The 21847-nt window shown below is 64.8% G+C and carries 22 protein-coding genes; 8 read left to right on the top strand and 14 right to left on the bottom strand.

Translation table 11 applies throughout. From position 1 onward, the window contains the following. Nucleotides 1–29 precede the first annotated feature (29 nt). The 4 genes from ACQ5DX_RS12205 to ACQ5DX_RS12190 form a co-directional block, all read right to left on the bottom strand. Nucleotides 30–959, bottom strand: a complete 930-nt coding sequence (locus ACQ5DX_RS12205) for a S1C family serine protease (RefSeq protein ID WP_430332874.1) — start codon at nucleotides 957–959, stop codon at nucleotides 30–32. 70 nt (nucleotides 960–1029) lie between these two features. Further along, nucleotides 1030–1797, bottom strand: coding sequence for a tyrosine-protein phosphatase (locus ACQ5DX_RS12200; protein ID WP_430332873.1), 768 nt, complete (start codon nucleotides 1795–1797; stop codon nucleotides 1030–1032). A gap of 274 nt (nucleotides 1798–2071) precedes the next feature. Then, entirely contained in the window at nucleotides 2072–2806 is a 735-nt protein-coding gene (locus ACQ5DX_RS12195; protein WP_430332872.1) for an MBL fold metallo-hydrolase, read from the bottom strand. A 255-nt stretch (nucleotides 2807–3061) separates the two neighbouring features. Beyond that, on the bottom strand, nucleotides 3062–3844 hold the full coding sequence (locus ACQ5DX_RS12190; protein WP_430332871.1) for a sulfite exporter TauE/SafE family protein: 783 nt from the start codon (nucleotides 3842–3844) through the stop codon (nucleotides 3062–3064). 93 nt (nucleotides 3845–3937) lie between these two features. Between ACQ5DX_RS12190 and ACQ5DX_RS12185 the strand changes: the two genes are divergently transcribed. Beyond that, entirely contained in the window at nucleotides 3938–4708 is a 771-nt protein-coding gene (locus ACQ5DX_RS12185; protein WP_430332870.1) for an AraC family transcriptional regulator, read from the top strand. Nucleotides 4709–5136: 428 nt separating this feature from the next. Here ACQ5DX_RS12185 and ACQ5DX_RS12180 read toward each other — a convergent pair whose 3' ends face one another. The 3 genes from ACQ5DX_RS12180 to ACQ5DX_RS12170 form a co-directional block, all read right to left on the bottom strand. Next, on the bottom strand, nucleotides 5137–5457 hold the full coding sequence (locus ACQ5DX_RS12180; protein WP_430332869.1) for a transcriptional regulator: 321 nt from the start codon (nucleotides 5455–5457) through the stop codon (nucleotides 5137–5139). Continuing rightward, nucleotides 5450–5872, bottom strand: a complete 423-nt coding sequence (locus tag ACQ5DX_RS12175) for a hypothetical protein (protein ID WP_430332868.1) — start codon at nucleotides 5870–5872, stop codon at nucleotides 5450–5452. The genes ACQ5DX_RS12180 and ACQ5DX_RS12175 overlap by 8 nt, the downstream gene beginning before the upstream one ends. A 94-nt stretch (nucleotides 5873–5966) precedes the next feature. Beyond that, complete coding sequence (locus ACQ5DX_RS12170; protein ID WP_430332867.1) at nucleotides 5967–6326, bottom strand: hypothetical protein; 360 nt, start codon at nucleotides 6324–6326, stop codon at nucleotides 5967–5969. A gap of 148 nt (nucleotides 6327–6474) precedes the next feature. On the opposite strand from ACQ5DX_RS12170, the gene lepB reads away from it, so the two are divergent. From lepB to ACQ5DX_RS12155, 3 genes are all read left to right on the top strand, one after another. Next, nucleotides 6475–7245 carry a signal peptidase I gene (gene lepB, locus ACQ5DX_RS12165; RefSeq protein WP_430332866.1) on the top strand — a complete coding sequence of 257 codons (771 nt, stop codon included), beginning with the start codon at nucleotides 6475–6477 and terminating at the stop codon, nucleotides 7243–7245. 670 nt (nucleotides 7246–7915) lie between these two features. Continuing rightward, nucleotides 7916–9466 carry an alpha/beta hydrolase gene (locus tag ACQ5DX_RS12160; RefSeq protein ID WP_430332865.1) on the top strand — a complete coding sequence of 517 codons (1551 nt, stop codon included), beginning with the start codon at nucleotides 7916–7918 and terminating at the stop codon, nucleotides 9464–9466. 964 nt (nucleotides 9467–10430) lie between these two features. After that, on the top strand, nucleotides 10431–10964 hold the full coding sequence (locus tag ACQ5DX_RS12155; protein WP_430332864.1) for a hypothetical protein: 534 nt from the start codon (nucleotides 10431–10433) through the stop codon (nucleotides 10962–10964). Between the two features lie 529 nt (nucleotides 10965–11493). Here ACQ5DX_RS12155 and ACQ5DX_RS12150 read toward each other — a convergent pair. Beyond that, complete coding sequence (locus tag ACQ5DX_RS12150) at nucleotides 11494–11637, bottom strand: hypothetical protein (protein WP_430332863.1); 144 nt, start codon at nucleotides 11635–11637, stop codon at nucleotides 11494–11496. A gap of 153 nt (nucleotides 11638–11790) precedes the next feature. Beyond that, entirely contained in the window at nucleotides 11791–12273 is a 483-nt protein-coding gene (locus ACQ5DX_RS12145) for a hypothetical protein (RefSeq protein WP_430332862.1), read from the bottom strand. A gap of 800 nt (nucleotides 12274–13073) precedes the next feature. Between ACQ5DX_RS12145 and ACQ5DX_RS12140 the strand changes: the two genes are divergently transcribed. Together ACQ5DX_RS12140 and ACQ5DX_RS12135 are read left to right on the top strand one after the other, a co-directional pair. Then, the gene (locus ACQ5DX_RS12140) at nucleotides 13074–13805 is read left to right on the top strand and encodes a hypothetical protein (RefSeq protein WP_430332861.1); all 732 of its coding nucleotides are present in this window, start codon (nucleotides 13074–13076) and stop codon (nucleotides 13803–13805) included. A 232-nt stretch (nucleotides 13806–14037) separates the two neighbouring features. Next, entirely contained in the window at nucleotides 14038–14301 is a 264-nt protein-coding gene (locus tag ACQ5DX_RS12135) for a hypothetical protein (RefSeq protein ID WP_430332860.1), read from the top strand. Between the two features lie 341 nt (nucleotides 14302–14642). On the opposite strand, the gene ACQ5DX_RS12130 is transcribed toward ACQ5DX_RS12135, so the two are convergent. Together ACQ5DX_RS12130 and ACQ5DX_RS12125 are read right to left on the bottom strand one after the other, a co-directional pair. Further along, nucleotides 14643–15818, bottom strand: coding sequence for an MFS transporter (locus ACQ5DX_RS12130; protein WP_430332859.1), 1176 nt, complete (start codon nucleotides 15816–15818; stop codon nucleotides 14643–14645). A gap of 100 nt (nucleotides 15819–15918) precedes the next feature. Further along, nucleotides 15919–16230 (bottom strand): ArsR/SmtB family transcription factor, encoded by a 312-nt coding sequence (locus tag ACQ5DX_RS12125; protein WP_430332858.1) that lies wholly within the window; start codon nucleotides 16228–16230, stop codon nucleotides 15919–15921. A gap of 560 nt (nucleotides 16231–16790) precedes the next feature. Between ACQ5DX_RS12125 and ACQ5DX_RS12120 the strand changes: the two genes are divergently transcribed. Together ACQ5DX_RS12120 and ACQ5DX_RS12115 are read left to right on the top strand one after the other, a co-directional pair. Further along, nucleotides 16791–17558: a DUF4386 domain-containing protein gene (locus ACQ5DX_RS12120; protein WP_430332857.1), complete on the top strand. Its 768-nt coding sequence runs from the start codon at nucleotides 16791–16793 to the stop codon at nucleotides 17556–17558. Nucleotides 17559–17733: 175 nt separating this feature from the next. Then, entirely contained in the window at nucleotides 17734–18072 is a 339-nt protein-coding gene (locus ACQ5DX_RS12115; RefSeq protein ID WP_430332856.1) for a hypothetical protein, read from the top strand. Between the two features lie 156 nt (nucleotides 18073–18228). Here the strand turns inward: ACQ5DX_RS12115 and ACQ5DX_RS12110 are convergent, their stop codons facing one another. The 3 genes from ACQ5DX_RS12110 to ACQ5DX_RS12100 all read right to left on the bottom strand — a co-directional run bounded on the left by ACQ5DX_RS12110 (nucleotide 18229) and on the right by ACQ5DX_RS12100 (nucleotide 20629). Next, nucleotides 18229–18882, bottom strand: coding sequence for a response regulator transcription factor (locus ACQ5DX_RS12110; RefSeq protein WP_430332855.1), 654 nt, complete (start codon nucleotides 18880–18882; stop codon nucleotides 18229–18231). Then, complete coding sequence (locus tag ACQ5DX_RS12105; RefSeq protein WP_430332854.1) at nucleotides 18873–20036, bottom strand: sensor histidine kinase; 1164 nt, start codon at nucleotides 20034–20036, stop codon at nucleotides 18873–18875. The genes ACQ5DX_RS12110 and ACQ5DX_RS12105 overlap by 10 nt, the downstream gene beginning before the upstream one ends. 86 nt (nucleotides 20037–20122) lie before the next feature. Beyond that, a complete protein-coding gene (locus tag ACQ5DX_RS12100; protein WP_430332853.1) occupies nucleotides 20123–20629 on the bottom strand; it encodes a hypothetical protein in 507 nt (168 codons plus the stop codon). Nucleotides 20630–21847: the final 1218 nt, after the last annotated feature.

Below are 21847 nucleotides of genomic sequence, written 5' to 3'. Positions count from 1 at the left end.
GGTCGGGTGCTCGGCTCCCTGTCGGGCGGTCACGGCTCGTCGGCGAGTTCACGCGGGACGGCGACGGCATCGACGAGTGCTCCGTTCCGCCACACGGTGACCTCGACGCGCCGACCGATGGTGCCCTCGACCATCAGCGCCTGGATATCGGTAGCGGTCGCGATGGGGCGTTCGTCGATCGCCACGAGAATGTCGCCTGTGTGCAGTCCGGCCGCCGCCGCGGCACTCCCAGGAACCACCTGGGCCACCTGGACGCCACGCCTGCGGCCCAGCTTGGTGGTGAGCTCCGGCGGCAGGGGCACCTGCATTCCGGCGATGCCGAGCCAGCCACGACGCACCCGTCCCGTGCGCATCAGGGAGGCGATGATCCGCTCGGTCGTCGCGTTGATCGGCACGGCGAGCCCGACGCCGACACCGGCCACGGCCGTGTTGACCCCGACCAGGCGACCGGAGCTGTCGGCGAGCGCCCCGCCGCTGTTGCCGGGGTTCAGGGCGGCATCGGTCTGGATGACCTCGTCGATCACTCGGCCCGACCGGGTAGGCAGCGACCGACCCAGTGCCGAGACGACGCCGGCGGTGACGCTACCGGCAAGGCCGAGTGGACTCCCGACAGCGACGACCAGCTGCCCGACCTGCAGCTGGGCGGCATCGCCGCGGGTCACGGCCGGTGGCACGTCACCCCTCGCCCGCAGGACCGCAAGGTCGGACAGGGTGTCGCGGCCCGTGACGTCTGCGATCACCTCACCGCCATCGGAGAACGTCACCTCGGCCTGCCTCGCCCCGTCGACAACATGGGCGCTGGTCAGGATGTAGCGGTCAGAGGTCAGCACCGACCCGCTCCCACCTCCGGTGCCGCGGCGCGTCCGGACCCGCAGGCTGACGACGCTCGGGAGCACCCGCTGAGCAACATGGATCACGGCTTCGGAGAAGGCGTCCAGTGGCTCCGAATCTCCACTCATACCGGTATCGAACGTCCTCGTCGGCGTCGGTCATACCGACGTTCGCGCAGAGCGAAGTCGTTCGGAAGGCCTACGCGGTGAGCTTGGTCTTCAACGCGGCAATGGTGTCGGTCGACAGCCCGATTCCGGTCGTCAGATAGTTGTCGAACGTGCCGAAATTGGCGGCGATCTCATCGAACCCGGCCTGCAGGAACTCGGGGGAGACACCCATGAGAACCTTCATGGCCGCGCCGGCCTGCTCGCCCTTCGCGGCGGTGATCTGGGCGGCAGTCGCGTCGATCGAATCCTTCGAATACTCGTTGGTGAGGAGATAGTTGCTCATCACCGTCGCGTCGTCGACGCCGGCGATCTTCAGCAGAACCGCACTGGTCCATCCGGCCCGATCCTTGCCCGCGGTGCAGTGAAAGACCTGCGGACCGTCGGTTGTCGCGATGTCGGTCAGCAGAGTTCCGAACTGCGCGCGCATCGCCGGATCGGTCACGAACTTTCGATTCGCATCGATGAGCACTGCCGCGGCATTCTCCGGGGTGGAGAGATCCACCGACGACGTGACGGATCCGCTCGCGGCATCCCCGATGATGTTGACATGCGTGTAGCGCGCCCCGGTCGGAACACGATCCGGACTCTTCTCGATCTCCGCGGTGGTGCGGAGGTCGTATACGGCCTTCACAGCGAGGGTGTCCAAAACGGCGGCGTCCGCGTCGTTTGCCGTCAGTGCATTCGAACGGTAGAGCACGCCTTCTCGAACCCGACGTCCGTCCGAGGTGATGTAGCCGCCGTCGGGCCCGGCGAGATCGCGGAAGTTGTTGATGGACAGAAGTCTCGGAGTCTGAACCATTGCGGTTGAACTTGCCGGCAGCGACGTCGAACTCACCGGCGCTGTTGGGGCAGTTGCGGTGTCGTTGCCAGTCGACTGGGTGCATCCGGAAAGGACAACTGTCAACGCGGCAGCGACACCGACAACTTTGAGACGGGAATTCAACGGTTCTCCTTCAGACACTCGCAACAGAACGACCGAATGCTGCGCGAAGGAACTGGCGGAACCTTGGCCGCCCGGTGAACGGTTGGTGACCGTTCGTGGTTCAAAAGGGGATGAACCTCTCACCCCGATCTCAGCGGATTCGCCCGCGCGCTTGCTCGACGGCTGCCGCGATGGGCATGAACACGGCAGGGCCGTGTCCCGGCACAACAGTCTCGGCGTCGAGAACAGCGAGATGATCGAGGGCCTCCAGGGTGTCCTGAATTCCATGATCGAAGACCGGAGGGAGTAGTTGCGGTCCACGGATCTTGGACAGCGGATGCGCGGTGACCAGTGCATCGCCGGTGACGACCACACCGTGCTGCGGCAGGTGGAAGGCGGTGTGACCGGAGGTGTGGCCGTGGGTCGCGACCGGGACCGGGGCGCCGGGCAGGTCCAGCGGGGCATTCGACGCGAGGGCCCGCGCGTCGCCTATGGAAAGCGACCGGGTCGCTCCGGCCCGGGCGATCCGCAGCAGCCAGGGCAGCACGCCGTGCTGGTGCAGCCTCGGGACGAAGTCCTTGCCGGTGGCCTGCTCGAGATAGTCCCTTCGCGCGTGGGCGACCTCCGTCGGATCGGTGAACACCGGAATTCCGTGCCGTTCGTGGAAGGCGACGATCGCACCCATGTGGTCGATGTGCGCGTGGGTGAGGAGCATGCCCCGCACATCCTCCGGACGTCGACCGAGCGAACGGATTGCGCTTTCGACGGCGCGGACATCGCCGGGATAGCCGCCGTCGATCAGCGTCAGGGCGTCGCCGTCCCGCAGGATCACGACGTTCACATCGGTCCCGGTGGCACGGAACACGCTGGGCGCTACTTCATCCACAGTCGTCACGGTCCAACATTCTGCGCCATGTCCGGTCTGAATGCTGCGGCTGTGCGGAGCTGTCACCTACCGGCACGCGGTGCCGATGGCGGACGTGGAGGTGCCGCCGTGAAGCGGGTGCGGTTACAGCCCCGAATCCGAGTGACCCCGGGTTGCGGTGACCGGCATGCCGGGTGGAAACCTTGGCCGTCCCCGTGACGCCAGGCGATCCGGTGCAGCGGGGTCATGGCTTGGCGATGTCGACGAGAATCCTTGTCAGGTCGCGAGTATCGCGACGAGGCTCGCGACAAGTAGCACGATGTAGGCGTGGGCGTGGAGGCGATCGGGTACGTGCCGGACGAGTCTCCTGGTGACCACGATCGTCGGAAGGGATGCGGCCAGTAGTGCGCCGCCGGCGAGAAGGTCGACGTAGCCGAGAGTCCCGGGAGCGGTTCCGTCGCGTCCAAAGGCGTACACGATTGTGGCGATCACCGCGATGGGAATCGTGAGCGGATTGGCCAGAGCAGTTGCAGTTGCCATTGGCAGTTGTCTGCGGCGCAGGAGCGGGACGGTCATGATGCTTCCGCCGACGCCGAGGAAGCTGGCGATCGCGCCGATCCCGACGCCACCGATGCTGGCGACGTGTCGTCCGAGAGGACGGGGCGTGTCACTCGAGGCGTCGAGGAAACCCGCGCGGACGACGCTGTCGACGATCGTGACGATGAGATACGCGACAAAGAAGACGTGGATGAGTGACTCGGATGCTCGAGTGGCGGCCACTGCGCCGATCGCAGTCCCGACTGCAATGAAACCGATTAGCGGCCAAAGATACTCGCGATATGCGAGCACGCGGGAGCGAATGGTCATTGTCGCGAGGGAGGCGTTGACGATCATGACGGCGGTCGAGGTGGCGACCGCAATGTGCATGGCATCGGGACGATCCCCGGCTACACCGTAGATCACGGGGACCACGATGAATCCACCGCCGAAGCCGAACAGGACGGTTGTCACCCCGATTAGGAGGCCGAAGGCGAGGAGGAGCGGCAGGTTGTGTGTCACTGCGCTCACGGTAGGCGGCGGGGAAGTGTCGGGCATTCGATGGATTGCCGAAATCATTCGAGTTTCAGACACACGGTAGCTATCGTCGATTACGTGCGTAACGGCCGGTTGGAGGACTACGACGAGCTCGACCGTGCGGTCTTGGCGATCGGCACGGATTACCCGTATGGCTGTGTGCTTGAAGCGCATCGCCATCGCCGCGCTCAGGTTCTCTACGGTGTGGGCGGTGTGATGGATGTGACCACTGAGCACGGGACGTGGATCGTGCCGGCGGAGCGGGCTGTGCTCATCCCCGCGGAAATCGAGCATGCGGTCACTATGTGGGGAGTGTCGACGCGAAGCCTGTACATCGAACCTGCCGCAGTGCCATGGTTCCCGGCGACGTGCGCAGTCGTGGAGGTATCGGCGTTGCTCCGTGAATTGCTCGCGGCGGCCACAGAACTAGCGGTTGACCATCCGGCTCGAGGGCGGGATGCAACCCTCCTGTCGCTGACACTCTTTGAGATTGCGCGATCAGCGTCACTGCCACTCGAACTTCCCCTGCCCACTGACCCGACGTTGAGGAAGCAGTGCGAACTCTTCCTTCGTGACCCTGACATCCGTACCTCGGCGCAGTGGTGGGCCGAAGCGGTTCGTGCCAGCGAACGCACCGTTCACCGCAAGTTCCGGCACGAGGTATCGATGAGCGTGAGTGAATGGCAACGCCGTGCATGCGTGCTGCACGCCGTCCGGCGGCTCGCCGCGGGAGACGCTGTGTCCACCGTTTCCGCTGATCTGGGCTACGCGACCCCGTCAGCGTTCTCGACCATGTTCCACCGCGTCACCGGGTCATCCCCGAGCACGTTCAGGTTCAACCAATGGTGATCTCCCCAGCGCCCTGGGGCGAAGGCCGAATTCGTCGATATCTCGAAGCCACCCCGTTCAGTCAGGTGCGGACGAGGTGGCGGCCCGGTTGCTCTCGGCCACCCTGCCGGATCAACTCCGTGGACTGCCACTCCCTGGAGGTTCCGCCGGGACGGGGTCGGACTGATATCGATTGGCGCGGTCGACCCCAAAGGCGTGACCGTGTCGCCGGTGACGGCGGCGCCGACAGCGCGGAACTCGAGATCCTGGCGAGTTCGTAACGCGCTCACCATATGTCGTGTGCAACGCTACTGAAGCGCACTGCTGCTGAGGTGCCTCTTCTACGTCTGATGGAATCCGCTCGGTCGTGCACGATGGCGGTACGCGCTCGAATGGCCCTGCTATCCCGGCAAACACACGTCCGAGTATCCGACGATGTTCGAAGGGCGCTATTGGATACCGCGCCTGTCGGGCAAGCCGGTGATTTCCTGGAGTGCGCGAACATGCGCGTTAAAGGCAGCGCGACCAGTCGGGGTGAGGGACAGCCACGTCAGGCGGCGAGCGTCGTTCCGATCCAGTGAGGCGGCCTTTGTCGACGAAACATATCCGGCAACGACCAATGCCTTGAGGTGCTTGGACAGGGTGGCGTCCGAAATCTTCAATGCGTCACGCATCACCGCGAAGTCGAGCCGGTCGACGGGTCTGAGCAGTCCACAGATTCGGAGTCTGATGGGCGCGTGGATCAGCTCGTCGAATGCGGCCTCAGCCACGGCGGATCTTTCCGAGTGCCGAGCGATACGCGACCCCCGAAAGTAGAGTCGTCACGGCGAAAGCGCCGAGACTCGTGAGCACGACAGCCCAGTGGAGATCGAGGGACACCAGCGCCAGCGACACGCTGAACAGGATCAAGCACGTCGCGATGCTCCCGACCACCGCCCATGCCGCCGTCGCGCCCATCGCGCGGAAACCGATACCGGTCTCCCGCCGAAGGAGGTAGGCGATGACGAGCACTGCGACCAGAGCCAACCAGCTGGAGGCTGACGGTTCATAGTCCTCGCCCGGCCGAGCGGAGGCCGCCGCAGCAACCCACCAGGCGCCAACCCCGCCGAACGCAGCCAGCAGCGGCCAAGGCACCCGCGTGTTCTCGACGAGTCGATCACGGTCCGTCTGCAGTGCATCAAGCAACTCGACAGCTTGCTGGGGTGCTGAATCATCAAAGTGACTTTCCACAACGGAAAGCCTATATTTCGCTTTCCGGAACGGCAAGAGACAGCACTGATCACATGTAGAACGGCATGCTGTCCACCGAATACCCGAAGGCGCACATGACAATGCCGACCAGCAAGAGGCCGGCCAGGAAGCCACTGGCAAACGGCCGAGAACTCCGCGGGACCAGCAGTACTCCCACGACGGCGGCCACGACCGCGAGAGGCAGCAACCAGCACAGCCAATAGGTGCCGCCACGCGGCGGGAACGACTGAACATCGAGTGCGTCGCGCAGATCGGCGTTCGCCGGCCAGTACCCCACGGCGCACACGACTGCGCCCAGTAGCGAACCGAGGAGGGCTAGGTCCCACCGGAAGGCGGGAGAGCGGACCGGCGCACCGCCTGGTTCGGGATCATCAGTGCGCTCGGTCATGGAAGGACCATAGTCACGGCCGCTGAAGACCGGTGCGTGCGTGCGGACGACGGCTACCTGGATTGCCGACCGGTACCGGCCAGGTCTTCGGTCAGAAAATGTCCGGGGCGATGAGGTCTCGGGACGGCCTTTCGCATAGGTTTGGCGGATGGCGGAATTTGGGGGGCCTGATCCTGCATCCGACGACCCGCAATCGGACGATCGAGTCGACGACCGTGGCGAGTCGCCGCGCGGGCGGCACCGTTCGATATGGCGTGAGCTTGTGGTGCTCGTCGCGGTTGCGCTGCTCCTGAGCTTCCTGCTCCAGATGTTCGTGGGCCGGGTCTACCTTATTCCTTCGGAATCGATGGAACCGACGTTGCACGGTTGCACGGGGTGCACCCCTGATCGGATCGTCGTCGACAAGATCGCATACCGCTTCGGCGATCCCGAACCGGGGGACGTCGTGGTCTTCAAGGGTCCACCGTCGTGGAACGACGACTATCGGTCGCGGCGTTCGGAGAATCCCGTCCTGCGCGGGATCCAGAATGCCGGTTCGGTAGTGGGCGTGGTGCCGCCCGACGAGAACGATCTCGTGAAACGCGTTGTCGCGGTGGCCGGCCAGACGGTGCAGTGCCTACCCGGCGACGAAGGGGTGAAGGTCGACGGCAAGTTGCTGGTCGAGCCATACATCGACAGCCGGACATCACCTCGCAACGCGGTCCCGTGCCAGGGGATCTTCTTCGGCCCGGTGGCGGTGCCGGATTCCAGTGTGTGGGTGATGGGCGACAACCGAGCCAACTCGAAGGACTCGCGGTTCCACATGAACGACGACCTCCACGGCGCGATCCCGGTGTCGAACATCGTCGGCAAGGTGCGGCTGATCGTGCTGCCGCCGTCGCGGTGGGGAATCGTGCACGCCGTCGACCCGCAGCAGTAATGGGTCGACGGTCGCGCGACGGGGTCCTGGACGGCGAACCCTCACGGGGCCAGCCAGCAGGCCATGTCGGTAGGACCCGTTGTTGTCAGCGTTCGTTGCAACGGTCGTGTTTGCGGCGATATTCATCGTCCTGATCTTTGCGGCGCTGAAGGTGGTAACGCCGATCCGAAGGACCTGAGGCATCGACCCGGTAGTTCCTCCGGACCAAGCACATCGCCAGGCTGTAGATCTTCGTCGTACGACTCGTCAGTACACGCAACCGCTTTCGAGATGACCTCGGGGAGACGTCTCTCAGTCGATCGCACGTGTCGGCATGTATGCGCCGGCGGCAGATCCCGGTCAGGGGAGAAGCTTCACAGCAGGACGATCGGTTGATTCGGGCTGTGCCCAGCGAGATGGGCGCTGAGCGCAGACGTTGACTTCGGTTGGGGTACAGCAGTCAATCCGTGGATACCGCGTGGTGGCGAGTGCGGCAGCCTTCGGGTATCGCACTTACGTTCAAGCCGATCGCCGAACGCGTCGCCAGCCGCACACGGGCTGAGTCGTTTCGGCGGAAAGCGGTCACGCGCCGCGTACTACCGTCGTGGATGTGCTGAACTCGGGGAACAGTATTCGGAGATCGCGGTCCCGTACCGGTCGGAGTGTTCGCCTCGGAGCCGTCGCGCTCGGTGTGACGATCGGATTCACCTCCGTTGCAGTACCGTCGGCTGCCGCAGATCCGGCCGGCGGGGGACTGGTGTGGGGTCCGTGCCCCGCCGAGTACGCGCTGGACCCGGGCACCGACCAGTGTGGAACCGTGACGGTGCCGCGCGACTATGCGAACCCGGCGGCCGGATCGATCGACGTCCTCATCACCCGTCGCCGCGCCGAGGACCCGGGAGCACGGCGGGGCGTGCTGTTCACCAACCCCGGCGGGCCCGGCGGCGACGCGATCGCGTCCAACAACCTGCTCGCGCAGGCGCTTCCCGAACAGATCCGCCGGCAGTGGGACTTCATCGGTGTGCAGCCACGGGGCCTCACGCACGCCGGTGCGGTGGAATGTGCCGTCACCCCGGAGTTACTGGCCGCGATGAATGTCGGCTTCGCGGGTGGGCCAGCGCGTCTGGCATGCGACGGAGGGGCGCCCGGCGCGACCGCGTACATCACGACCGAGAACACCGCCCGCGACTGGGAGCAGGTGCGGATCGCGCTCGGCGCCGGCGTGATCGACATCTACGGCCTGCCGTACGGCACGATCCTCGCCTCGACGTACGCCACCCTGTTCCCACAGCACACGGGACGAATGGTGCTCGACTCGGCGGTCGATCGCGACTGGATGTGGAACGACGTCTTGTGGCACCAGAACGACGGCTACAAGGCCCGCTTCTACGACCTCATGGAATGGATCGCGGCCAACGACGCGACTTATGGCCTCGGGGACACCCCACTGAAGGTGTACCAGCGCTGGTCCGACCGCATTGTCGAGGAGGCGGGCGGCAACCCCACCGTCGCCTCCCCACCGGCCCAGATCGGCGATGTCCCGCCCGGTCTCGAGAACATCGCCGACGCCTACCGTGCCGGTATCGACCTCACCGGTCCCGCCTGGGTCCAGTTCGAGGCGTTCGTGCGTCGTCTCGCCGATCCGGCCCACACGCAATCCGCGTCGAGCATCTATGCCCTCACACGCCAAACGCTTCCCGCCCGGAACAGTTGGCCGATGGTCGCCCGCGTCATCCGGGACGGAATCGGGGCGCTTCCCGGGGCGGCGCCTGGCGACGTCACCGAGAACCAACTCGACTCGATCATCCGGGCCCAGATGATGCAGGCGATCGTGCTCTGCAACGAGAACGCGGTCGCGCCGCGGCCGGAGCGGCTCCCGGGCTGGCTCTTCTCGACGTTCGTCACCGGCGACCTGTTCGACGCCATCGGCTACGGCTACAGCGCGGGCGCGGGCTGCGCCGGCGCACCTCCAGTCACCGCGCTACCGGAAATCGGCAACAAGGGCTTGGCCACTGCGCCCCTCGTGCTGCAGGGATTGCGGGACCCGCAGACGCCGTACGACGGCGGTGTCCAGCATGCCCGCGACATGGACGCGCACCTGGTGACTGTGGAGGGTGGGGACCACGGAGCCGCCATCCAGGGCGGCAACACCACGGTCGACACGGCGATCACGGACTACCTGCTGACCGGGGCCACCACCGTCACCCGTGCCCCGGAGGCACCGATAACTGCGCCGTTGTAGCGCGCGAGCGCCGGTCCCCTCGAGTCGGCAGCCGGATCCCATGCGTGGCAGGCGATTCGACTACAGGCCCGAAGCGCACGCAATGTCGAGCAGGTGACCGATCAAGTGGGGGATGTGCCTGCCGCCGGGGACTACGCGCCACCATGGAGGAAGTGCTCCGGCACTCTCGTCCAGCCGAACAACGACGAGGCGATCCCCTTGGATCGTCACCCGATCGACACCGCAGCCAGTCCTCGAGCAGCTGCAACATGACCTGACCTACGTCGTTGGGCGCGATCCTTCTGGATCGTAGCCGGGGCGATGTGGTCCGGTGGGGGACTGCCAGCGCATCGAAGCACGCGCAGCCTTCGAGAATAGGCTTCTAGCGCACCGACTTTCGGCAGTTCCCTCATCACCGCACAAAAAAGATACTGAGTATCCGATTTCTAGTAATCGCCTGACAGGCGAGATTGAGACCGGATAGCGTACATGCCACGGGCCGGAATGTGATCTGCAGCACGTGCCGATGTGACCAGTCCTAGCTCGACACCCCGATACGTAGAGGGAGTGCAAATGAAAAGCAGGTCGTCAGGCTCAGTTATGCACGCAGGTGCGGCAGTCGCCCTTGCTTCCGCGTTGGCGTTCACTGGCGGTGGGATAGCCTCGGCCGGAACAGGTTCCACAGGGGGGCGGAAGCGCGGGCAGCTCCAGCAGTTCGGATTCGTCGGGGGACTCGGAGAACTCGAGCAGCTCGGACTCATCGGGCAGCCCGGTCTCCGGCTCATTGGGCAGCCTCAGCACCAGCTCCCTCGGTTCCTCCGGTAATCCGACGTCAGACCCCCTCACGTTCGACGGGTGGGGAAAGTGCCCGGTCGCCGGTGACGACATCGGAACCTGTGTGACCGTCGTCGTTCGCGGCGGCGAAATGTAGATCGGCGGGCTGAAAGTACCGGTCCCGGACGGCAGCCTGAAGATCGCGGGCGGAGTGACCTACGTCGAGGACGGAGACGACTGGAAGGACGTCTTCCTCCCCGAGCCCGGCACCAATTTCGGCGTAACCTCGAACCCCATCACCGTGCCAGGCGGTGCGCTCGGCATCGATACGCCCTTGAACCTCACCCAGATCCAATCGACAGTCGAAGCCGTCGGCACACCGTTCGTCGACGTGATGGACGCCGCCGTATCGATGCCAGTTCGGCTCAAGCTCGAGAACGCACTACTCGGCAACAACTGCTATCTCGGCTCGGAATCCAACCCGATCACCCTGAATCTCAAGACCACCGGGAACCCGCCGTCCCAGCCGATCGGCGGCGGCACCCCCGGAGCCGTGTTCCCGGCCGTACCGCACACCGACACCACCTTCGCGGTCCCCGCAGCCACCGGCTGCGGCCCCCTTGGATCACTCAACTGGGCGGTGAACCTGCGCGCCAGCACCCCGTCGCCGAGTGGACACAATTCCCTGGCCACCACCAGCGACGTCTACAACGTGCCTGCGTTCGACGTCACACCCGGCCAGTAGGCGAACGAATGCCCTGACCTGCAGGGGCCGGGCGAATGCCGTGAGCGTCGACGTCTCCGACAAGCTTGATCGTGGCAATGACCGGCGCGCATTCGGTCGCGTGGCAGTGTCCAAGGTGGGTGCCCCTGGCTGAGAATGCCAGGGGCACCGAACCTTTGAAGGGGTGACTCGTCACATCGACTGCGCCGCGCCGACAGGTGCGCTCTACCCCGATCGTCTGAATCCGTCGTCTGGGTGCGTGGCCGGTTTACATCGTTGCCCATCGATACCTCGGACCTGCGAAGTGTGCGCGCCACGGGTGACGAGTGGGTCATGCTACTTCGGATTCTCGGGCTCGGTACCCGAGCAAGATCCACAACGATGATGCGACGACGATGCCGAGCAGTGCGAGGGCTTTGCGTATTCGCGGATTCCGCTTTGGCGGTTCGGGGCCCGCTCCCCGGCATGACTGCTGCTAGTCGGCGTGGAGGAGTCGTTCCATCACCCCGAGCTGTAGATATGACGTGTTCGGGACCGTGGTGTTGTGTGCCTAGCTGACGCGCAGGAGGATGTAGGACATGACCGCGGCGAAGGTCAGGATGGGGATGCTCCAGGCGAGGCGTGCTCGCTGATAGCGGATCCAGGTTCGGATGATCTCCGTGAAAGTCATTCCCCGCCAAGTCGGTTGCTGCATGCATCCCCCTCGTCTGCTGCCGATCGTCACCGTAACAGGTGCCGGGCGAACGACTTTCCGCGGTCAGTCCCTGTGCTGATGACTGCCCTTGTGGAGCCCGGACCCGCATGCGTCGTCGCGGCCCGCACAGGGCCGGCGGTAGGCGAGTCATGGTCACGGGTAGCGAGATGGAGGCAGTGGTGGGCTGTATCGGCCCGAGTACACAACGAATCCCGCGTATCCGGGTGCCAGTAGCAGCAAGAACACTGTCACAGTCGGCATGATCCAGAACGGCACCTGCACGCCGGAGGCGTTGATACTGGATAGGATTGTCACCCCGACGACGGTGAGAGTGAGGAAGGCGCCGGTCCGCTCGACATCAGCGATGATTCTGGTGTTGAACTCGTGCCTGTTCTCGGGTCGTGCCCAGTAATTCTGGCGCGGGCCAGTCAGATTGAGAACACTCTCGGGAATCTTGAGGATGTACCATCGGACACCACCGCAAACGAGGGATGTGCCGAGGACGAAAGCGCTGGTGATGGCGACGTACTGGCCGAGTCCCATCCATTCGGTGATTTCTCCGGATCCTTCGAAGTGCGACGGCACCTGGCCAGGTGCCGTGAGCAGCAGCCAGCTCGTGGCAACAACGAACGTCACCACAGATCCGACCAGCGCGCAAGGGTGGTCGGACGCGTTTCGATGAGGTCCCCATGCGCGGACCATACGTGCCGACTGCGTCCACTGTGAGGCCCGGTGAATGCCGAGCGCATTCTGACGACGTCGCGACGCGCGCGACCATCCGCCAACTCGAGTGACGACTCCGCCAACTATGTGACCATCTACCGCCCTGCCATGCCGCCGCGTGGCCCAGGGGTTACCAGCCGCCAGGTCGCGGCTACAGCACCCCGGACTGGGCCGATGAGCCGCGGTCAGTCGACCACGCGTAGTCGCGGTCGTCGCGGCGCAGACCTCGAGCTCGGATGGCGGGCCTGCGCCGCCCTCATCGCGGCACAGTGATCTGATTCCCGTCGTGAGGGGAATTCCAGCAGATCACCGAGTGACGGAGCGTCGTTCGCTCCGTGATCGGGGCTGACCGCGCCCGCCGCGATCGCTCGCTGTATGCCCGTTAGGTCCATTTGTCCGAAGCTAAGCCCGGAGCACGGCAGAGGCGGTAGCCACGCCATCCGGAACGAGGAATTCACCCTGGGCTTCGCCCCGGCTCATCTCCGCTGACTCGACTTGGCCGTGGCACCGAGAGCGTCGCCCGAGCTACCACGCCGGATCCGCACGGAGATTCAATACCATGCGGCAGGGAAGAGTGGTGTTCGCCTTTCCCGGTGGAGACGGTTGGTACCCGCTGTCCAACTCGACATCTCGTCAAGTTGGACACTCGTTCAGCAGAAGTGGCTATCGTTTTGCCTGGCATTCACGATCTTTACACTCGAACGGAGTTCTACATGTCACGCTCACTCCGCCATGTCGTAGCCACAACCGCCTCTCTGGCACTTCTCGCCGCCGGCATCACTGTTGGGCTCGGAGCCTCGGTCGCACAGGCCGCACCCGCATGCGCGCTTAACCAGTCGGTCACTGACAAGTGGGCCGGCTCCCTCTGGACGCCATACACCGTGAGCAAAGAGGTTGTCGGCGACGGCACTGTCGCGCCGGGACAAACCGTCACCTACATCACCAAGGTGTCCGGTTCGGGGGCACTTGTCAACGAGATCCGTGACTTCCACCCGGCAGGTTTCCAGTTGGTGAAGGCTCGTCTGAACGTCAAATGGCTTATCGGGGATCAGAAGTGGGAGGACATCACCGGTACCGCCCTTGTTGGCAACAATTCCGTCATCGCCAAGGGCGGCGGGTGGACCACAGCAGGTGGCGGAATCATCGCCTTGGAAACCACCTACAAGGTCCCGGATAACGCCGCTGTCGGCACTCAACTCGACAGCGGCGCCGGCACCAATATCGTGCTCGCGGCCGGCAACTGGAACATCAACCCGATGGGCGTATGCGTCACCATCCGTCAGCCGAACCCCGTCGAGGCAGGCTCGGGCAGCCTCGAGGATCTGGGCTTCGGTTCGGTGAACACAGGATCGGGTCAGGTCTTCGGATCCGTCACTGATCCGCAAGGCTCGATCACCAACGTGGTCGGCGGAATCCTGACCAATGTGCTCGGCAACATGAGCTGACTCAGCTCCGGGAAGAATGTGGGCAGAGCTCAGCGCATGCTGGTAGCTCTGCCCACATAGGCACTGCCGAAAGAAGACTCTGGGGGTGTCGTCGTGGTCTGAACAGTGCGGATGGCATGTTCCGGCGGGCGGCTCGGAGGCTGCCAGGGTGGTGGGGAGCCTCCGCTTCGTGTGAATCGATAGGAACCTACCGGCCGGTAATTTGGCTGGTGTGCCTGGAGGGGAGCGCTTGATGTCTCGCATTCGTATGGTCGCTGCTGCTCTGATTCCTACTGCTGCGGCCGGGCTGATGGTCGCTGCGTCCGGTACCGCGTCGGCGGCCTACTTGCGTGCGGGGGAGGGCTACCAGGGGATCTCGTTCGACCACAACGAGACCCGGGTTTTGCGTGATCGGGGTGTCGGCCACGTGATCGACCGCGTTGTTCCGCAGGAGTGGATCGGTGAGGGGTCGATCTACGACTCTCCGCTGCCGTATGTGGATGCCACGACTCAGTAGTTGATCGACGAGGCTGTGGCTCGTGGGCGCTACATCCAGTTCGACGTGAACGATCCTGCGATCTTGCGCTGCCGCTTCGATGTCACACAGCAGTGGTGATCTGCTGAACCGAGCCGTCCGCTGCCCCTGCACCCGTCATTCGGGTGTGGGGGCAGTTTTGGTGGGAAAGGCGGATTAATTGGGGGGGTTGTGATTGCCGCGTGCTCGAGGACCCCGGAGGGGGGTACCCTCGGCCGCACGTCACACCGGCATTGCTCGTCGCACGCTGGACCGGACACCCGACCAAGCTGTCGCCTCACCTCGCCGCCGATGGCTGGCCTGCAGCACACGGTACCGAAGACCTACACCGGAACTGTGGCACTGCTTTCGCTGTGAACTCGTCCGAGCGACAGCCGAGCGGCGATTGTCATCAGCGCGAGGGTAGCGAAAACAACTCCGGCCCAGACTGTGTGGTGTGTTCCCAGATGTTCGAGACACCAGCCACCGGCGACAGTCCCGATCGTGATCCCCAGGTTGGAGAACGAGATGAACAAGCTGTTCCCGAACTCCGGTGCATCGGCCGCATCTCTGCCCATCCAGCTCTGCGAGATGACGAGTCCGCCCGAGTGCACCACTCCCCAGATCAACACGGCGGCGACCATCGGCACGAGATAGGGACCCGCGAGATAGGCCATCAGGTACATCGCGATGTACAGGAGTGGAAAGGCCACAACCGTTCGCACGACGCTCTTCCCGAGCATGGCACCGAAAACGAAGTTGCCGAAGATCATGACGATGCCGAAAGCCAGGAGCATCGCGCTGATCCACGATCCGCTCATTCCAGTCACATCACCCAGGTACTCGGCGAAGTAGCCGTACACGGAGAACATGGCCGCAAAGGTCAACGTGACCGACAGGATCGTCAGCCACACCCGTGGCCGTCGCAGAATCCCGACCTGTGCGCCGTACGACATCCGTTGCGTCACCGGCGTCGACGGTAGTAGTGCCAAGATTCCGATGAACGCAAGAAGGTTTACCAGGGCCCCGAAGGCGAATGCTGCCGACATGGAGAAGTTCTCGGCCAGAAACGAAGTCAGCGGCACCCCGAAGGCGAATCCGACTGTGACGCCGGCGAACACTTTGGTCGTCGCAGCAGTAGCCTGGGCCGGTGGCACCAAGCGAACCGCACTCGCAAGTGCCACCGCGAAGAAGACCGGATGCACGACGGCGGGAATGATCCGGAATGCGAACATCACCTCGAAACTCGACGTCGTCGCGTAGATCAGGTTGGACACTGCGAACACTGCAATCGCCACCAACAGAACGGTTTTCCTGTTGATCGCCGACGTGAAGAGCGTCGTGAATGGACCGGTCGCTGCCACGACGAGCGCGAACACGCCGACCAACCACCCCGCAGTGGACGGGGCGACGCCGAACCTCTCGGAGATCTGCGGCAGGACCCCGATGGCCCCCATTTCGGTTGTGATGATTCCGAATACGCCCAACGCCAGGACCGGAATCACCAATTTCGACTTCACGACGAAGGCCTCCCACCGTGCCGCAGTCGGCACTGGATAGATAAATAACTAGATATGTAGATATGTTCCATCGCCCGAGAGGCCTGACGGAACCGAACGGTCACAGATCGGTGCGTGCAAACTCCCGAAACTCATCGATCAGAGCTTCGTTTCGCCGGTAGTACGTCCACTTGCCCACGCGTTCGGAATCGAGCAGGCCGGCCTCTTTCATCCCCTGCAAATAGCCCGAGATCACCGACTGTGCGAGACCGGATCGGGCCTGAATGTCACCGACGCAGACGCCGATGTGGAACCCGAGATCCTGCTGGGTGTACGAGTTCTCGTCGAAGTACTCCGCGGGATGCTTCAGCCACTCCATGATCTGCAGGCGAGTCGGGTTGGAGAGCGCTTTGAAGATCGCCAGAGCATCCATGGACCGCACCTCACCTCCCGCCAATCAGAACAAATCTACTTTTATGGATACGACTGGCGAAGTCAAGCCCGAAGAGCCAGTGGGGCCGACCTTCGACGAGAAGGCTCGGTCGAACCCGAGAGATGCACCCGCGGCGTATCCGGGCGGATGACCGCCGACGATGTCGCAGTCAAGTAGGTCGCTCGTGACCACGACGCCGTAGCGGATGGTCGCGCGGTCTTCGATCCCTCTACCGGGCATCGCTGCGGTACTTGCTGGCGGCAGTCTTGTTTCACCGCGAGGGCACCGGCCGGCACCTGACGAGGAGAGCTCGATTGTCGGATGCGCATGCGTGGGCCGACGAGAACACCCTTGCGGCCAGTTCGACCGTTCATGGGCGAACCCGTCAACGGGTCTGCGCCTGGGTCGACATCCGGTTGCTCCTCGACTTGTGCCCCACCCTGTCTGGCCAGGTGGCGGGCGTGCGTGGGCCGGTGACCGTTGACAGGTGTACGAGGTACACCTATGGTTCTTTCATTCGTGGTGTACGACGTACACCTTCGTCCCTGAGGAGTCACTCGATGAACATCGCCGCGTCTTCGCCAACCCCGCGCTACCGTCCACAGACACCCGGAAGGCGGACCGCGTTCGTCGCCGGAGCGCTGTACCTGGTCACCTTCCTGACCTCGGTGCCGACCGTCGCCCTCTACCAGCCGGTGCTCGACCACGCGGACTTCGTACTCGGGGCAGGCAGCACCACCGGCGTGCTCGCCGGCGCGTGCCTCGAGGTGCTGCTGGCACTGTCGTGTGTCGGCACGGCCGTGGTGTTGTTCCCGATTGCGAGGCGGCACAGCGAGGCTGCGGCCCTGGGGTTCGTCGCCTCTCGGGTGATCGAGGGTGGGCTCATCCTGATCGGTGTCGCCAGCTTGCTGTCGATCGTCACTCTGCGGGAGGATGCCGCGCTGACCGACCCCGCCTCCCTGCTGACGGCGGGACAGACGCTGGTCGCGGTCCATGACCGGTCGTTCCTGCTCGGACAAAGCCTCATGCCGGCCATCAGCGCGCTATGCCTCGGATCGGTGTTGTACCGCTCCGGCCTCGTACCGCGAGCCATCCCCATGCTGGGGCTCGTCGGCGCTCCGCTGTTGCTGGCCTCCGACGCAGCGATCCTGTGGGGCGGCTACAGCCCCGTCGCGCCGGTCGCCGTTCTGGCCGCACTCCCGATCGCCCTGTGGGAGTTGGCGCTCGCGGTCTGGCTGGTCGCCCGGGGGTTCCTGCCCACTCCCGTCGTGGTGCAGCCGCCGGTCCGCGAGCGTGATGCGTCGGCCCCGGTGTTCGATCCGATCTGATGCCAGGTGGGACCGGCCCCTGGACGCCGGGCCGGTCCCGCTGGTGAGTTTGGTCAATCGTGTTCGCGCGGTTCGGTTCGGCCCCCACACCGTTCGGGTGTGGGGGCCGTTTGGTGTGTTTAGGTGGGGGTACGGGGCGGGTGAGTTGGCGTGGTGTGAAGTCGCGGCTGGATGCGTGGTGCCGTTCGTGTTGCTGGTGGCTTGGCTATTCCTGGGGGTCTTCTTCGTCGAGGAGGCTTTCGACGACCCGTCGGTGTGGCATTGGGTTCGCCTGGGGTTGTGGGTGTTCGTCGTGGCGGGTCCTGGCCGGCAATGTGTGGGCGTCCTCAGTGGGCGCGGTGCTGACAAGCCGGTGCGTACGGTGGTTGAGCCGGAGGATGTTCCGGCGGCGGATGTGGAGGCTGCGGTCGCGTCGACGTCGGACCGCGTTTCTGCAGTCAGGGCATTGCGGGAACAGCATCCGGCTGTTGGGTTGAAGGCGGCTATGGGTCTGGTGGACCGGGTACTCGGCTGAGATTCGCACTGACGCGACGCGGGGGCCCCTGCACCCTGAAGCGTGGCGTGGGCGACGGTTGGTGAACTTGTTGCCGGCGCAATCGCTGCTACCACTGTCGACTGGACCCGTCCGGAGCCAGTTCACCTGGGCTTGCAGCAGTCGAGGTTTGAGCCGTCACTCGTGACGGCCGTCGAGGTAGCGCAGGACCGCGAGCACTCGCCGGTTGACGCTGACCTCCCGGCCGATGCCCAGCCTGTCGAAGGCCGTCGTGGTGTACTTGCTGATCGCACTCTCGCTGAGGAATAGGCGCTGGGCGATGGCGGTGTTGGAGAGTCCCTCGGCCATCAGCGCAAGCACGGACCGCTCGCGCTCGGTGAGCTCGGCCAGGTGCGGTCGTCTGGTCGGACCGCCGAGGAGCTTGGCAACGACGGTCGGGTCGATGGCGGTGCCGCCGGCGGCGACACGGGTGAGTGCGTCCAGGAATTCGTCAGCTTCGAAGACACGATCCTTGAGAAGGTAGCCGACACCACCCGTTTCATCAGCCAGCAGTTCTCGGGCATAGAGCTGCTCGACGTGCTGAGACAGGATGACCACCGGTAGCCCGGGCGCCTCCTTCCGCGCGGCGAGCGCCGCCTTGAGTCCTTCGTCGGTGTTCGTCGGCGGCATGCGTACGTCGACGACCGCGACGTCTGGGCGATGGGCGAGCAGGACCTCGAGCGTGTCCGGGCCAGTCCCTGCTGTGGCTACGACGTGGTGTCCGTATGACTCCAGGAGACGGGTCAGGCCGTCGCGGAGCAGAAAGAGGTCTTCGGCGATGACTATCCGCATGGCAGCTCCATCCTGACCACGGTTGGCCCTCCGCCAGGGCTGTCCACTGCGAGCGTGCCGCCGAACGCCGCGAGTCGTCGGCGGATGCCGTCGAGGCCGCCACCGGACGTGACCGTCGCACCACCGGGGCCATCATCCTCCACGTAGAGGACCAGGCAGCCCTCGCCCTGCACGATCACGATTTGCACCTCGGCAAATCTGGCGTACTTGGCTGCGTTGGCAATCAGCTCGGAGACACCGAAATAGAGAGCCGACTCGATCGGGCTCTCGAGTCGCCGGCCAATCTCGCCCGTAACGTGGACGGTCATCGGGGTGTCCAGGGCTAGGGCGCGAATGGCCTCGACCAGGCCGCGTTCGACAAGAACCGGCGGGTAGACGCCACGGACGAGCTCGCGCAGGCCCGCCAGGGAAGCTGACGTATCACTCCGCGCCTCGCTGAGTACGGCCTTCGCCTGCGCAGGATCGGTGTCCATCAACCTCTCCACGACCGCCAGAGACAGACCAACTGCAACCAGCCGCGCCTGTGCCCCGTCGTGGAGATCGCGCTCGATCCGGCGGATCTCGGCGGCATGCGCCATCGTCTGGTCCGCCCGTTCGACCTCGAGCCGACGCACGCGTCCTGCCAACGCCGCACGCTCGGACAGTCTCAGCCACCGATCGCCCACCGGGCCGAGGATGCGCCAGGCGAACCGCCCCGCGACGAGCCCGGCCGCGATCAGGCCCAGTGCGATGACGGCATGAGAAGGGGACGGATGAGCGAGCGCGACGATCGACGTAGCCAACACCGCGAACGGCGCAGCGCAGACGATGCCGACCGTACATGCGGCAACCACGACCCAGCGCACATCACGCCAGTACGCCGGTTCGGCAAAACGCCGACGGCGTTGATCCATCTCGGCATCGCGCCGCGAACGCTCATAGGTGTGCCCATTCCACCAATAGCCGGTTGCGAGCTGCACGAGCTCTGGCCGTGGATGGTAGCCGTCGGGGATGTCCACGCCATGCCACTCTGACAGCAGCGTCCGCGATGCCCCGGCCACCAGCGGAGCCAGCCCGAGACACAGCAGACCCGAGATCATCACCAGCCCGGCGTACGACCACGGGCTGACCCACGACCATGGAGATCCCAGCAGCCAGCCGATCAGCGCCGGCATCAGGGTGACAATGGGTGTAGCGAGAGTCAATCCGGCGAGCAAACCCGACCGTCCGAGCCCAATCGCCGTGGCCACGAGCCAGGAGGCTACTCGTCGCACGCTTCGCAACCTCCCTGCGCCCTCTCCGCTGAGGACTTTACCGAGACGGCACCCTGAACTCGCGAGCGCGTGCGGCTGAGGAGGAGCGCTGCACACATCAGCGGGACCACCGAGAGACCCTGCATCACGGCGTACCACGCCGTGCACAGACCCGGGACCAGATCCACAACGACGATCGCGACAGGTAAGACGGTGCTGATGATGCGTAGCCGTTCGAAGCTCTTAACCGACCCCTGAGTAGCGCTCGCGGTGAGCCGCCAGATGAGGGGCGAGGCGAGGAGTAGGACACTCGCGCGTACCCACATGAACGTCGTCGTCTCCTGAACGTCGAAGTACTGAACCATGCTGACCGCCACGAGACTTACGAACACGATCACGCTGCCCGCGCCGAAAAGCGAGACGCAATTCCCCACAGTCGCGTGCATCTCGCGGCGGACGGCATCCTCGTTTTCCACCGATCTGCTGGTGTCACCGGGCACTTTCGAAGCTGTCATGTGCCCCACGCTAGGGAGCGGGCCTCTCCGCGAGTACAGGTCCAGCCACACTTGTGGGTGGGGCTGGACCCACCGATGTGGATGGCCGGATCGTCGGAGCGGCGTCACCGACGCGCAAATACCTCCCCAATGCGCGGCCGATCCGGCAACCCCTAGCAACACGTTCAGCTCCCATCAGCGCACGGCCTTCCCGGTCGAGACACCGTGGGTGCGGGAGGGGTACTCAACAGGTTGTCGAACGCGGAGAGGTGCGCGTGCTCGAGAGTGACAGCTACCCGGAACCTGCGCATATCCACGGTATTTGCGCCCGACTTCGGTTCAGTACGTTGGCAGTCTCCGTACCCGTCCCAGATCGCGAACCAACATTCATCCGGTCTGGCGGTGTGGTCGCGGAGGATCGTCGCGAGGGCGCGGGCCTCCGGCTGCGGCAGGGAGCCCTCTTCCAGATCGTCGCCAGGCCGGTGGGTCCCGGTGATGGTCTGCCAGCTCATCGCGGCGTGAACGATGGTTCCGTGTTCCTCGGCGACCGTAAGCCCAGTTGATTCGAGTCCACTCGCCGCCGCCACGGAGATAGATGGGGTGGAAGATGCGAGCGTACGCGTCGAACACCGGCGGCACGAGTCTTCCGACGTCGAACGATTTGCCTCACAACATATTTGCGATCCAGAGGCTGACGTCCGGACCTGAGACGAGCACTAGTTCCTCAGGCGCCCAATGCCAGCGCTGCTCATGTCCGGCCATGTACTCACCCTGGAGACCAGCGGGCCTGTGGCCAGGGGTGATCAATAGGCATGATGCTGAGGTCGTCGACCCGTCCGGGTGGAGCGTCGGTCACGGCGTCCTCGGCCGGCCAGGCCGCGTCGTCGGCGGCGGACGGCCGCGTCAGGGAAGTGTGAAGGGGCATGACTGTCGTCGACCAGTCCGAGTCGTCCAGAACGGCCTTGCCTGCCTACCCTTCTTCCTCGCTCTCGTCTGGAAGGGGCGCCAGACTGCGGGCACTCGGATTCGCGGCGCCGCTTGGAAGCGTCGAACATGTGATCGTCGTACTCCTCATGATCGTTGGCTGACCGGGGAAATCGGAAGGGCCGGCAGTGTCGACACGGTGCGGTGTCGTGGCTGGTGCCGTATCCGTACGACACGCCTTCGGGGGGTTGACGGGGCGGCATCCGCATGTTCCGCAGATCCTGCATCCCGCCTACCAGTGGCACAGCCTCGACC

The sequence above is a fragment of the Rhodococcus sp. ACT016 genome, assembly GCF_050477185.1.
In the GTDB taxonomy this organism is placed as follows: Bacteria; Actinomycetota; Actinomycetes; order Mycobacteriales; family Mycobacteriaceae; genus Prescottella.
This window is presented reverse-complemented; position numbering and strand designations above follow the sequence as displayed.